This window comes from Paenibacillus sp. N22P23 (assembly GCF_059383735.1).
Genome location: NZ_JBXENT010000001.1, coordinates 1,996,633 through 2,010,754, shown reverse-complemented (window position 1 = coordinate 2,010,754; position 14,122 = coordinate 1,996,633). Strand labels below are relative to the sequence as shown.

Annotated in this window: 13 protein-coding genes; 10 read left to right on the top strand and 3 right to left on the bottom strand. The window is 48.3% G+C overall.

Annotated elements, in window-relative coordinates; all coding sequences use genetic code 11:
• Positions 1-98: 98 nt before the first annotated feature.
• Positions 99-1,403: a replication-associated recombination protein A gene (locus AC506A_RS09420; RefSeq protein ID WP_495460670.1), complete on the top strand. Its 1,305-nt coding sequence runs from the start codon at positions 99-101 to the stop codon at positions 1,401-1,403.
• 236 nt (positions 1,404-1,639) lie between these two features.
• Positions 1,640-2,989: a hemolysin family protein gene (locus AC506A_RS09415; RefSeq protein ID WP_495460669.1), complete on the top strand. Its 1,350-nt coding sequence runs from the start codon at positions 1,640-1,642 to the stop codon at positions 2,987-2,989.
• Between the two features lie 56 nt (positions 2,990-3,045).
• Here AC506A_RS09415 and AC506A_RS09410 read toward each other — a convergent pair whose 3' ends face one another.
• From AC506A_RS09410 to mnmA, 3 genes are all read right to left on the bottom strand, one after another.
• The gene (locus AC506A_RS09410) at positions 3,046-4,311 is read right to left on the bottom strand and encodes an MFS transporter (RefSeq protein WP_495460668.1); all 1,266 of its coding nucleotides are present in this window, start codon (positions 4,309-4,311) and stop codon (positions 3,046-3,048) included.
• Between the two features lie 53 nt (positions 4,312-4,364).
• Positions 4,365-5,285 (bottom strand): LacI family DNA-binding transcriptional regulator, encoded by a 921-nt coding sequence (locus AC506A_RS09405; RefSeq protein ID WP_495460667.1) that lies wholly within the window; start codon positions 5,283-5,285, stop codon positions 4,365-4,367.
• Between the two features lie 178 nt (positions 5,286-5,463).
• A complete protein-coding gene (mnmA, locus tag AC506A_RS09400) occupies positions 5,464-6,561 on the bottom strand; it encodes a tRNA 2-thiouridine(34) synthase MnmA (RefSeq protein ID WP_495460666.1) in 1,098 nt (365 codons plus the stop codon).
• A 245-nt stretch (positions 6,562-6,806) separates the two neighbouring features.
• On the opposite strand from mnmA, the gene cymR reads away from it, so the two are divergent.
• The 8 genes from cymR (at position 6,807) to ruvX (ending at position 14,116) form a co-directional block, all read left to right on the top strand.
• Positions 6,807-7,226 carry a cysteine metabolism transcriptional regulator CymR gene (gene cymR / locus AC506A_RS09395; protein ID WP_495460665.1) on the top strand — a complete coding sequence of 140 codons (420 nt, stop codon included), beginning with the start codon at positions 6,807-6,809 and terminating at the stop codon, positions 7,224-7,226.
• Positions 7,227-7,239: 13 nt separating this feature from the next.
• Complete coding sequence (locus AC506A_RS09390; RefSeq protein ID WP_495460664.1) at positions 7,240-8,394, top strand: cysteine desulfurase family protein; 1,155 nt, start codon at positions 7,240-7,242, stop codon at positions 8,392-8,394.
• Positions 8,395-8,409: 15 nt separating this feature from the next.
• On the top strand, positions 8,410-8,961 hold the full coding sequence (locus tag AC506A_RS09385; RefSeq protein WP_495460663.1) for a PRC-barrel domain-containing protein: 552 nt from the start codon (positions 8,410-8,412) through the stop codon (positions 8,959-8,961).
• Entirely contained in the window at positions 8,958-9,152 is a 195-nt protein-coding gene (locus AC506A_RS09380) for a YrzR-like zinc ribbon domain (RefSeq protein ID WP_494817007.1), read from the top strand. The genes AC506A_RS09385 and AC506A_RS09380 overlap by 4 nt, the downstream gene beginning before the upstream one ends.
• Before the next feature lie 142 nt (positions 9,153-9,294).
• Positions 9,295-10,365, top strand: coding sequence for an AI-2E family transporter (locus AC506A_RS09375; protein ID WP_495460662.1), 1,071 nt, complete (start codon positions 9,295-9,297; stop codon positions 10,363-10,365).
• A gap of 353 nt (positions 10,366-10,718) precedes the next feature.
• The gene (gene alaS / locus AC506A_RS09370) at positions 10,719-13,355 is read left to right on the top strand and encodes an alanine--tRNA ligase (protein WP_495461009.1); all 2,637 of its coding nucleotides are present in this window, start codon (positions 10,719-10,721) and stop codon (positions 13,353-13,355) included.
• A 49-nt stretch (positions 13,356-13,404) separates the two neighbouring features.
• A complete protein-coding gene (locus AC506A_RS09365) occupies positions 13,405-13,668 on the top strand; it encodes an IreB family regulatory phosphoprotein (RefSeq protein WP_090983162.1) in 264 nt (87 codons plus the stop codon).
• Between the two features lie 31 nt (positions 13,669-13,699).
• Positions 13,700-14,116 (top strand): Holliday junction resolvase RuvX, encoded by a 417-nt coding sequence (gene ruvX / locus AC506A_RS09360; RefSeq protein WP_495460661.1) that lies wholly within the window; start codon positions 13,700-13,702, stop codon positions 14,114-14,116.
• Positions 14,117-14,122 lie beyond the last annotated feature (6 nt).

Sequence of the window (14,122 nt, the reverse complement as noted above, 5' to 3'; positions counted from 1 at the left end):
CCGAACTGGGGAAGGTCTTCTTGCATGAAGGGGACGTGTAACAATAGCGAACGTTTGTGCTAGTGTGCTATGATAAGCAGGAAAGGAACGTGTGAGCGATGGATTTATTTACCTATCAGAATGAGGAACAAACGCCAAGAGCGAAGCTGCTCGCTGACCGAATGCGTCCTCAAACGATTGAAGAATATATAGGTCAGTCTGACATTGTTGGGCCCGGCAAGCTGCTTCGACGAGCAATTGAAGCGGATCAAATCACATCCATTCTGCTGTATGGACCACCAGGCTGCGGAAAGACGACTCTTGCACATATCATCTCGAAACGTACGCAAGGGGAGTTTGTGAAGCTGAATGCCGTGGATGCGTCCGTCAAGGACGTGAGGGAAGTGATTGAGCAGGCAAGGGTCACGAAGTCGATGTATGGCCGCAAAACGATCCTGTTCTTAGACGAGGTGCACCGCTTTAACTCGGCAAGGCAAGACGCGCTGCTGCCGGCGGTCGAGCAGGGAACCATTATCTTTATTGGCGCAACTACAGAGAATCCGTTTCATTATGTGAATGGAGCTTTACTTTCCAGATCGACGCTCTTCCAACTGGAGTCGCTTACGCGAGAGGACGCACTTACCGCGATGCGTCGTGCGCTGGCGGACAGAGATCGTGGGCTTGGATTTATGGATTTGACTGTCGAGGATGATGCATTGCAGCATATGGCCTCCATGGCAGGCGGTGATATTCGCCGCGCACTGAATGCGCTGGAACTGGCAGCCGTCACGACACCGTCTCAGCCAGATGGCTCTGTTATCGTCACGCTTGGTGTGGCGGAAGAGTCCATTCGTAAGCCGACCATTCGAGCGGATGAATCGACACAATACGATGTGTTGTCTGCCTTCCACAAGAGTGTCAGGGGTTCAAGCGACGCTGCGTTGTTCTGGTTTCTCTATGCGGTCGAGAAGCTAGGTATGGATCCGATGACTTTCATACGGCGGCTAATCGTTGCTTGCAGCGAGGATATAGGACTAGCGAATCCACAAGCGATGGTTCAAGCAGTAACGGCCATGGACGCATATCACAAAATTGGCTGGCCGGAAGCAAAGTACAATATTACGCAGGCGATTCTGTTTGCTGTAGAAAGTCCGAAGTCTAATGCCGCTGCAGTCGCGATTGGCAATGCCATGAACGCCATTGAGCAGCTTGGAGCAGCAGAAGTGCCTCATCACTTGAGAGATACTCACTACAGCGGTGCTGCGCGTCTTGGGCATGTTGGGTATAAGTATCCGCATGATTACCCTGGACATTATGTAAAGCAGGTGTATTTGCCGGAGCGAATTGCGAAGAAAACGTTCTACCATGCTACGAATCAGGGGATGGAGGACAAGATTCGACAAAATCAGGAGCGGCGGAAATGACGGAAATAACAGCTGAATCCCCAAAAACGTAAGCAGGAGCTAGAAAATAGCGCATAAAGGCCGACCTTTATGGAATAAACATAACTAGAACCGCGAATACGGGCCAGAAGGTGGGATGACGGCATTTGACGTAAAGTTGCTTCATCGACTACTCTAGTATTATAACGTTTCTTTATAATTTTAAGTCCCAGAAGGAGGTGCACCTGTTCGTCGCAATTGCGGCAAACAGGGAATCGTTGAGTAGTGACCCGTTACCCATATTTTTAAACTTACTTTTAATCGTTTTACTCGTTTTTCTGAATGGTTTTTTCGTAGCTGCGGAATTTGCCATGGTGAAAGTAAGAAGCAGCCGGATTGATTCACTGGCGCTGGACGGCAATCGCCGTGCCTATTTTGCATCCAGGCTAACTAGCAATTTGGATGCCTATCTGTCGGCTTGTCAGCTTGGAATTACGCTTGCATCACTTGGCCTCGGCTGGGTAGGTGAACCTGCCATTGCTGCGATGCTTGAACCATTGCTTGAGAAGTTCCATTTTAGCCCAGTCGCAATTCATACGATTGCCTTTATTATCGCTTTCACGATCATTACGGTATTGCACATTGTTCTTGGAGAACTCGCTCCCAAAACCTTTGCTATTCGCAAAGCAGAAACGGTAACGTTGTGGACGGCTATGCCGCTCATCGGTTTTCACAAAATCATGTATCCGTTTATCTATCTGCTCAATGGTACAGCCAACTGGTTGCTGAAGCGCGTTGGTATTGAACCTGCAGCAGAACATGAATCCGCCCATACCGAAGAAGAAATTCGCATCTTGATGAAAGAAAGTCATAAATCCGGACTAATTGATAATACGGAGCTAACGCTTGTCGATAATATATTTGATTTTGCCGAAACCCATGCGCGGGAGATTATGATCCCACGTACCGAGATGATATGCTTGTATGCAAACTTGTCGTTCGACGAGAACCAGGCCATTGCGCTTAAAGAGATGCATACTCGTTATCCGGTTTGTGATGGTGATAAGGACAACATCATCGGATTTGTCCACATTAAAGACTTACTTAAAGTAACGCATCAAGGCTTGCCTGATATTCGAACGATTACGCGTCCGATGACAACGGTGCCTGATTCCATGCAAATCAGCAACCTGCTTAAGCTGATGCAGAAGAAGAAGACCCAAATCGCCATTCTCATCGATGAATATGGCGGCACGTCTGGACTAGTAACGCTGGAAGACATCATGGAAGAAATCGTCGGTGAAATTCAGGATGAATTTGATGAAGAACGCCCCGATATCGAGCCAAGAGATGACCAATCCCATTCCATCAACGGCATGATGTTGATTGAAGAGGTAAACAGCTACTTTGGATTGGAAATCGAAAGCGACGATTACGATACGATCGGCGGCTGGTTCTATGCACAGATCGAGAATCCTCCGACTAAAGGCCAACGTGTCGTGCATCCGGACGGCTTTGAGTTCGTGATTGAAGAGACGGACCACTTACGGATATCCAGAATCATCATCCGCAAGCAGGGAAGCCAAGTAGAAGAAGAAAGTATCGAATTGCAAGCTGAAACCGGCTAACCGCTATTATACAAGCAAGGCATATGCTCACACGCGTATGCCTTTTTATTTTGCATCTAATGATAATTTCTTATGACAGACAAACGCCAATTCGCGGCTAATCCGAACAGCAGCATCAAACAGCCGACTACAAGCATGATTGTACCTGAACCATACAAATCCGCGTAATACGAGGATAGAACAAGGCCAATGGAAGGCGCAACGCCGGTAAGCGAGCCTAATGTACCAAACATACGGCCCTGCAGCTCTTCGGCCACTTCCATGCGCAGAATAATGGTAATGAGAAGCGTGCAGAAGGAAAACATAAATCCGATCAACACGATAAGGGGAATTGCTGCCGCGGCGGATTCTGTTCTCGCAAGCAGCATGTAGAGCGGACCCAGCAGCATGAGATTGATCATGATCCATTTGCCGCGATGCCGAATGCGTCTGCCGAGCATCACAATGATGCCTGAACCGGCCATATAGCCAACAGGGATACAAGCTTCAATGAGGCCGAATTGGAATGGAGTAGCATGCCATACCTTATAGGCCATCACTTGCGTCAGCATAAAAGCAGTCATGAAGAATAAGAGCAAGCTTGGAATAAGAATCATGACCGATTTCGCGAATGGATTGCTGCGTACACTCCGCAAGCCATCCATAAAGGCTTCTTTAAACGAGGTTGACTTCATCTTCATTTGCTTGTCGGGAGAATCAGCGGCAGCGGTCAGTGAACCGGCACTCCATACAAGCACAAAGGACGCCAAGTACATCATGGCATCAATAGCAATGGCCCAAGCGCCACCGAAGGCAGCCACGAAAATCCCTCCGACTGCAAATCCGACGGTACGAGCAATGTTATCTGAAATGTTCATGAACCCAACAGCACGTTGGATGTGGGTTTTGCCGACAATTGGTGTTATAGATGCTTGCAAGGCTGGAGATTGAAACAATCCCAGAACAGTGACTGAGGCGGATAAGACGGCAATGATTGCAAAAGGAGTATGCGGCAATGATACACTGAGCGCGATGAGCAGCACAACGATAAAGCGGAGCAGATCAGCGATAAGAATGACTGTACGCCTGTTCAGTCGGTCGGATACGGTACCGGCTACTGTTCCAAGTAAAGCGCTGAGCGCAAGATTTGTTACCATCATGACGGTCATCAGCTTGGCACTCCCGGTAACGCTCAGCACCCATAAATTAATGGCGATGCTATGGAAGGAGTTGCCGAATATGGATAAGGTGTAAGCGGCAAAGAGATGAATGAACGGAATATTGCGGGATAACGGCTGCTGCTGTCGGGATAATGTTGTTGATGATTGGGATGGAATGGACATGAGATACCTCCTGATTAATCTAACTTAAACGTTTAAGTGAAATGCAAAAAAATTTAGTTTACAGGAACTCGAAATACAGTTTGTTCTGCTTGTTCGGATAAATTACGCGTTGACAGAAGCATCATCATAACCGAATATGCAAGATCTGCTTTACTGCTGAAGGTAACGCGGATGATGTCGTCTCTTAGCAGTTCCGGGCAATTACATGTACAGATAACGGCAAGCTTCTCGAATTTCCCTCGATGTTCGACATGATTCGCGATGAATTCATTTAAAACGATGGCATGCTGAAACGGAACGTCATGTAGCAATGTATCCAGCTCATCCATGTTTCCATAGATGTAAGTTGGGATTTGAAGGGCAGCCGCAGATTGCTCGATGTGTTTCATGTGACCGACATTGTTACTTTTCCCGATGAATAAGCAATGCGGAGCATCCAGCGCTATAGCAGCCTTACGCAGTGCAGCCTCATAATCATAAACAACTTGCTTAAACAGATTGTCAGGAATCAGACTATCAATAAGGATGAGGGGAACGCCCATTCCAAAATTACCGGAAACGGTATAGAAAATATCGTCCATTACATCGATAAGAAACACAACGTCGAGCTTTCGTTCCGTAATAACATTCAAGGAGGCAGGATTTGTCCCGTCAAAACTAAGCATGATCATATGATAGCCTGCTGCAGTAAGGTGACGCTCCAATTCGCCGATGAAAGCCAGCTGTTCGAAGGATGCACGCGTAGATGAAGCGCTGCTTTTATTGATGAGCACACCGGCTAAGCCCGTTTTGTTCTTGATCAGGGAGCGGGCAGCTAGATTAGGAACATAACCGATCTCATTGGCGATTTGCAGCACTTTCACCCGTGTGGATTCTGGAATGGACTGATTGGAGGCATTATTGATAATATAACTGACTGTGGCAACGGAGACGCCTGCTTGCACGGCAATGTCCTTCATCGTTACTTTACGCATTGGACCGAATCATCTCACTTTCAAGTGGAACTGCCGCTTGAGCAGAATCGTTGGGATAAGAATAACATATTCTGCGATGAACTTAAACGATTAAGTAAAAATTGAGACTTCTCCAGCTGAATATAAAAAGCATCTCTGATTGTAGAATCAGAGATGCTCGCAGATACACATTTGAGGCTTACTTATTCACGATATCAATCGTGCCGCCGCCCAGACATACATGGCCGTCGTAGAAGACGACAGCTTGCCCAGGTGTTATGGCCTTCTGCGGTTTCTCGAACACGACATCGCCTGTTGTACCATCTTCGCGCAGCGTCAATGTGACGGCTTGATCTGCTTGTCTATACCGGAACTTGGCCGTAACCGTAATCGGCCCTTCAGGCTTAACCGGGGAAATCCAGTTTATGCCGGTTGCAATTAAGCTCTTGGAATATAGACTTGCATGTTGGTCACCTTGCACGACATAAAGAATGTTTTCTTTGAGATCCTTATCTGCTACGAACCACGGCTCGCCATTACCTGAGCCGCCGATTCCAAGTCCTTGCCGCTGTCCAAGCGTATAATACATCAGACCATCATGACGACCTTTGGTTTCGCCTGATTCAATATCAATCATCGGACCGGGCTGAGCAGGCAAGTAGCCGCTTAGGAACTCTTTGAAATTGCGTTCGCCGATAAAACAAACGCCTGTGCTGTCTTTCTTCTTCGCTGTATGAAGTCCGAATTCCTCGGCGATTCTTCTTACTTCCGGTTTCGGAAGATGACCGATGGGGAACATCGCTTTGGCCAGCTGGTCTTGGCGAAGCGCATGCAGGAAGTAGGTCTGATCTTTGTTGGAATCGACGCCTCTGAGAAGCTTAGACTCCCCGTCAGCTGTTCGTTCCAAGCGGGCGTAATGACCGGTTGCCAAGTAATCGGCGCCAAGCTCCAGGGCTTTCTGCAGGAAGTCGCCGAATTTGATTTCACGATTGCACATGACATCCGGATTAGGCGTGCGACCGTTACGATATTCATCGAGGAAATAAGCAAACACCTTATCGAAATAGGCTTTCTCGAAATTCACCGTATAATAAGGAATGCCGATTTGATCACAGACGCGTCGAACATCTTCCGCATCTTCTTCAGCCGTGCAATGGCCGAACTCGTCGGTATCATCCCAGTTTTTCATGAAAATGCCGATGACATCATAGCCTTGCTGCTTCAGCAGCAGCGCGGTAACGGACGAATCCACACCGCCGGACATGCCAACGACGACACGAATAGAAGAATTACTCATCTTAAATACCACCGCCTTGATAGTTCAAAGCCGTTCCGGAGGATCAATTCCGCCGTACGACCGATTCAATTCATCTATTGTAGCATAGATTGCTCATGATTTTCATGAAAGTGTCATCGTTTTTTCAACATATTATGTTTAAGGTATGTTAACATAGATATGATATGGGAATACCATGAATTGTAAACCATGATCGCTCCAGCCTTTAAATAAGATATAGTTTAGCCCGGGAAGAGGTGTCGCAGTTGAAAATTTCAACCAAAGGCCGGTACGGTCTAACCATTATGATGGAGCTTGCAGGTAAGTTCGGAGAAGGTCCAACATCACTGAAGAGCATCGCAGAGCGGAATCATCTTTCAGAGCATTATCTCGAGCAACTTATTGCGCCATTACGCAATGCAGGTCTAGTGAAGAGTATCCGCGGCGCTTACGGCGGTTACATTTTATCGAAGGAACCGCAGGAAATTACGTCAGGCGATGTCATTCGTATTTTGGAAGGGCCTATTTCGCCTGTTGATTTCACGGAAGAGGATGACCCTGCCAAGCGGAATTTGTGGCTCAGAATCCGTGATAGCATTGCAGAAGTGCTTGATTCGACAACGCTCGCAGATCTCGTAACGTATAAAGAAGAGGGGCCTCAGGACTCCTACATGTTCTATATTTAAGGATGATTGTATAATGGATCGAATTTACTATGATCATGCAGCAACTTCACCTATGCATCCCGAAACAGCGAAAGCTATGCTTGAAGTCTTAACCGGCACATATGGAAATGCTTCAAGTACGCACAGCTACGGTCGTGCGGCAAGACAGCTCGTGAACCGTTCGCGCGATATGATTGCGATGGGGATCGGCTGTACAGCCGGCGAGTTGGTGTTTACCGGCGGTGGAACAGAAAGTGATAATACAGCGCTCATTGGTGCTGCCAGAGCTGCTCGCAAACAAGGCAAATCCCATATCATTACGTCCGCAACTGAACACCAAGCGGTGCTCCAATCTTGCAGAGCGTTACAACGTGAAGGTTTTCGCGTAACGATTCTGCCGGTGGATGAGCAGGGCTTAGTGAACGTTTCGGAAGTAGAACAAGCTATTGAAGCTGATACAGCGCTTATTAGCGTCATGTATGTAAACAATGAGACTGGAACGATTCAACCGATTGCAGAGATCGGTGAACTCGCCCGGTCTCGTGGTGTGCTTGTACATGTTGATGCGGTACAAGCGCTTGGCATTATCCCGATTGATTTGCGTCAGCTTCCGGTCGATCTCATGAGCTTCTCTGCTCATAAAATTAATGGGCCTCAGGGTATAGGCGCATTGTATATCCGCAAGGGCACAGCGGTGGAACCGCTGCTTAGCGGCGGTTCGCAAGAGCGCAAACGTCGCGCAGGAACCGAAAACATCGCCGGCATCGTCGGATTCGCTAAAGCGTTTGAACTTTCTGTGAATTCGATGGCAGAACGGAAACTTTTCTTAGACAAGCTTCGTTATACATGGATAGAACGGTTGCGTGAGATCGCAGGTACAGACCGACTTATCGTGAACGGCCATGCTGACCACTATGCTCCTCATATTCTGAATGTGAGCTTTATAGGAGTAAGCACGGAGTCCATGCTGATGAATCTGGATATAGCCGGAATCGCGGCTTCCGGTGGGTCTGCTTGTACGTCAGGAGCCATCGAACCCTCGTATGTGCTGACATCGATGAATATTTCGCAAGAAAGACAAGCTTCCGCTGTACGTTTCAGCTTTGGTTTGGGAAATACTATGGAGGAACTCGAACTGGCCGCCAAGAAAGTTGCAACTTTTATGGACCGTGTTCGTACTAATGCCTAGGAGGCTCTGCCATCGATGTTGCGATTACAGCATTTGATTGGTCTTCCTGTCATCGAAATGAATGCCGGCAAGCAAGTCGGACATGTGAAAGATGCATGGTTTGATGAGCATTGGCAGCTTGGCGGAATCATATTGGACGCCGGCAGACGGTTTCTGACTGCGATGAAATCAGTGCTCTGGAATGAGGTTATGGTTTGCGGTGAGGATGCGGTCATTATTATGAATGAAGCGTCCATCCGGAAGACCAAACAAGCCGAAATTCAGCGCTCTTTTCATACCGGATCGATCCGATTGAAGGATTTACCCGTCATAACGGTGGATGGAGAACAACTTGGTCGTGTATCTGATGTTTATTTTGACGAGATACAGGGTACACAAATAGTAGGATATGAGCTGACTGACGGATTTATCGCGGATATTATGGAAGGTCGCAAATGGCTTCCTGCTCCACGGCAAGCTGATGAGGTTATGCTTGGTGAAAATGTAATAATAGTACCGGCCGGAAGCGAGGCATTCCTCTCACCGGTCGCAGTTTCTGAGTCGGATATAGGGAGAAATGAATTATGAAATGCCCAAATTGTAGTTCGAAGGATATCGGCAAGATCGGATCACACCAGTATTACTGCTGGGGCTGCTTCATTGAATTGACGGTAAACGGTGACAAAATGTCGGTCTATCAAGTAGAAGAAGACGGCACACTGAGCTCATTGGATGATCTGTTTTTTGAAGACGAAATGCCGCAGGTTCATGCGAACTAAGCGGATATCAGTGTAAGAGGCGACCTTGCTGGGGTCGCCTTTTTTGTGTTTATAGGCCTTGCGGAAGAAACGGAGGATGATTTGAACAACTTGTACATATACTGACAGTAAAGGGTATCGCGAGTTGAGGGGGAGTGAAGCCGTGGAACGGTTTACGAACAACCGTCTGTTTGCATGGCTTGTCTATCTCATATTGGGACTGACTGCTCTATATCTATTGCTGCTGTTAAAGCCGATCATCATCCATATTTACGTTTTTTTGCGCGCGGTTCTGGCACCGTTTCTGATTGCGATGATTATATCGTATGTGCTTAATCCGATAGTCAGTCTTCTGAATGAACGCAAAGTGCCGCGTACGATCGCGGTTCTGCTTATATATGCCGTTTTCTGCGCATCGCTTACGGTTGTGCTTGTGAACGCCATTCCGATGTTTTTGGATCAGCTCAAGGAGCTGAACAGGCATATGCCGGATATCACCATGCAGGCGCGGAGTATGGTCAATGACTTAAATAACTCGTCGTTTCTGCCGGAGAGCATCCGCAGCGGAATTGAGAAATCGCTCTTTAAGCTGGAGAAGCAGGGCTCTGATGCGATATTTGCTTTCATCAACAATATTGGTGAAATGATTAACGTGATCTTTATCGCATTTATTATCCCTTTCCTGGCGTTCTACATTTTGAAGGATTTCGAGGTGTTTGAACGGACACTGCTAACTTATGTGCCCAAATCACATCGCAAGCATGCGGTCCGATTGCTCAAGGATATCGATCATGCACTTGGAAGCTATATTCGGGGGCAGTTTATCGTCTGTGTCATTGTCGGAACGCTGGCCTATGTGGGTTACTTGATTATCGGCATTCCGTATCCGCTCCTTCTGGCGAGCGTTGTTGCAGTGACGAACATCATTCCATATTTGGGGCCTTTCTTCGGCGCAGCACCTGCGCTCATTGTGGCTTCTACCGTGTCGATCAAAATGATGCTGCTTGTGGCGATCGTCAACTCGGTCTGCCAAATTCTCGAGGGGAATATAATCTCGCCGCAAGTGGTCGGAAGAACGCTGCATATGCATCCGTTATCCATTATTTTTGCCCTGCTGGTTGGCGGGGAACTGGCGGGTATTGTCGGCATGATATTGGCGGTGCCGATCTTCGCTGCGGTGAAGGTCATCGTACAGCATATCTTCGCATATTATGTTAGGCGAAAGACGATTTGACAGACCATGCCAATAGTCGCTATACTTATGACAATTACGCCTGACTATCAGTGAAAACGTTGATGAAACCGTAGTAGGTCATAGACCGCCAAGCAGAGAAAGAATTCCTTCGCGCATGCCGATTAGGCCCCGCGTTGGCTGAGAGAATTCTAAGGGTGAAGGATGACTGAAGGCTGGTTTCGGAGTGTGAATGAACTTCACCGGATCAGACCCGTTAACGTCTGTCTAAGGAGATCGTTTGTGCTGCCCAAGTAGGCGGCTGCAGCGATAACCAGGGTGGTACCGCGAATGATTCGTCCCTGTTTTTAGGGGCGTTTTTTTGTTTTTATTTTATAATTGGAGGCTGAACCGTGATGAAAGCAAGTGAAATCCGTTCCAAGTGGCTCGCATTTTTTGAGAGCAAAGGGCACAAGATTGAGCCCAGCGCTTCATTAGTTCCTCATAATGACCCTTCATTGCTATGGATTAATGCAGGGATGGCACCGCTTAAGTCCTATTTTGACGGTCGCGTTATTCCTGACAATCCACGGATTACGAACTCACAGAAGTGTATCCGTACGAATGATATCGAGAATGTCGGCAAAACGCGCCGTCACCAAACGATGTTTGAGATGCTGGGTAACTTCTCGATTGGCGATTACTTCAAAGAAGAAGCAATCACGTGGGCTTGGGAGTTTCTGACCAGCAAAGAATGGATCGGCTTCGATCCGGAGCGTCTGTCCGTCACGGTTTATCCGGAGGATGAAGAAGCATTCCGCTTCTGGAGTGAGAAAATCGGTCTTCCGGAGAAGCGCATTTACCGTCTTCAAGATAACTTCTGGGATATCGGCGAAGGTCCTTGCGGTCCTTGTACAGAGATCTTCTATGACCGCGGCGAAGCTTTCGGCGATCTGAATGATCCGGAATGCTGGCCTGGCGGAGAAAACGAACGTTTCCTGGAAGTATGGAACCTCGTATTTTCGCAATATAATCATAATAAAGACGGCAGCTATACTCCGCTTCCGAATAAAAACATCGATACAGGCGCAGGTCTGGAGCGTATCACTTCGATTCTGCAAAACGTGGACTCCAACTTCGATACGGATTTGTTCCGCCCGATAATTGATCGGACCTGCCAAATCGCAAACGTAACGTACCATACGAATGCGGATACCGACATCGCGCTGAAAGTAATTGCTGACCATATCCGTACAGTTGCGTTCGCAGTTGGCGACGGCGTAATGCCGTCCAACGAGGGCCGTGGTTATGTTATCCGACGTTTGCTTCGCCGCGCAGTGCGTTACGGCAAATCACTCGGTGTGGATCGTCCGTTCCTGTATGATCTGGTAAAAGTGGTGGGCGACATTATGGGCGGCCATTATCCGGAGGTTGTGGAGAAGCGCGAGTTTATCGAGAAGGTTATTCGTACAGAGGAAGAACGTTTCCACGAAACGCTTTCTGACGGATTGGCGCTGCTTGGTGAACTTGTGAAAACGGCTAAGGCTGGCGGTCAAACGCTGATTAGCGGTCCCGATGCTTTCAAGCTTTATGATACGTATGGTTTCCCGTTCGATTTGACAGAGGACTATGCAGCTGAACACGGAATGTCTGTGGACCGTGAAGGCTTCGATGCTTCGATGGAAGAGCAGCGTACACGCGCACGTGCAGCTCGTCAGGACACTGGCGGTATGAATGTGCAAGGCGGTCCGCTTGCTGATTTCACAGTGAAATCAGAATTTGTGGGCTATCAGGATCTGACGCTGGAAGGCGCGAAGGTTATTGCGATCGTGAGCGGCGATGCTCTTGTGGACTCAGCTGTTGAAGGCGGCCAGGTACTTGTTATCCTTGATCGTACATCGTTCTACGCAGAAAGCGGCGGTCAAGTAGGTGATAGCGGTACGATTACAGGTAAAGGCTTCACGCTGACGGTTGAGAATGTCACGAAAGCTCCGCACGGCCAATCGGTGCATCATGCAGTTGTGGCGAGCGGTACCGTATCTGTTGGCGATCAAGTTCAAGCGGCAGTTTCGACGCAAACGCGCGAGGATACGATCAAGAACCATACGGCAACGCATTTGCTTCACCGTGCGCTCAAAGATGTGCTCGGCGAACATGTTAATCAAGCAGGTTCCCTTGTTGAACCGGATCGACTTCGTTTTGACTTCTCGCACTTTGGCAGCATCAGCCAAGAGGAGCTTACTGAAATCGAACGTCGCGTCAATCAACAAATTTGGCTGGGCACGACGCTTCAAATCGACTACAAATCGCTTGCTGAGGCAAAAGAAATGGGCGCTATGGCACTCTTCGGCGAGAAATACGGCGATGTTGTGCGTGTCGTTCGCGTAGGCGATTACAGCCTTGAGCTATGTGGGGGCTGCCATGTTACAAGCACCGCGCAAATCGGTTTGTTCAAGCTGGTTAGCGAGAGCGGAATTGGTTCTGGCGTACGTCGTATTGAGGCTGTAACAGGCCGTAATGCTTACCTGTATATGGAAGGTCAGCTTGATCTGTTGAAGCAAGCGGCTGCACAATTGAAGTCGAACCTCGCAGATGTGCCTAAACGCATCGAAGCGCTGCACGGTCAAGTGAAAGAGCTGACGCGTGACAACGAATCGCTGCAAAGCAAGCTGAGCCGTATCGAAGCGGGTTCCCTTGATTCGAAGGCGAAGGTAGTAGGCGACGTCACCTTGCTTGCTGCAGAGGTTAATGCTCCATCGATGGATGCGCTCCGCGGTATCGTGGATGAGCTGAAAACGAAGCTGGGCAATGCGATTATCGTCCTAGGCGCAGTTGCTGAAGACAAAGTAAACCTAGTTGCTGCTGTTTCGCCAGAGCTTGTGAAGCAAGGTTTCCATGCCGGGAAAATCATTAAAGAAGCAGCTGCGGCATGCGGCGGCGGCGGCGGCGGACGTCCGGATATGGCGCAAGCCGGGGGAAAAGATCCTTCAAAATTGGGTGAAGCGCTCCAAATTGCCGAAGAACTGGTTCTATCACAAACAAATGTGATATGATAAGAGTATTAAACGGCTGTTAAGCGGCTTGGAAAGTGAGGTGCTGGCGATGAATTCGATGGACAAGACAATGAAATTCGACGTGAAGGCGGAAGGGCTTCAAGCTTCCTCGAGGGAAATTATGCTGTCTGTGTACGATGCGTTGCTCGAGAAGGACTATAATCCGATAAACCAGATCGTGGGTTATCTATTGTCCGGAGATCCCGCATACATTCCACGGCATAACAATGCTAGAAGTTTAATTCGCAGGAAAGAGCGAGACGAGCTAATTGAAGAACTAGTCCGTTCCTACCTGAGTCAGCACAGCAAATAATTACCTTCAAGGAAATGAGGCAATCTGTCGTATGCGTCTTATGGGATTGGATTACGGTGACCGCAGAATCGGCGTTGCCGTCAGTGATGCATTCCGCTGGACCGCGCAAGGTTTAGGCGTCGTTGAGAAACGCCGCGATAACGGCGAAGACGAAGTCATTGCCAAGCTTATGGTTGAACACGAAGTATCCGAGATTGTAGTCGGTTTACCGAAGAACATGAATGGCACCATCGGGCCGCGTGGCGAAATTTGCATCGCATTCGCACAACATTTACAGCAAAAGCTAAATGTACCCGTACACCTTTGGGACGAACGGCTCACGACCGTTGCTGCAGAGCGTACGCTGCTCGAGGCTGACGTTAGCCGTAAGAAGCGAAAGTTAGTGGTGGACAAAATGGCGGCAGCGCTAATTTTGCAAAATTATCTCGATTCTAAAACGAAAAGGTGAGGGTAA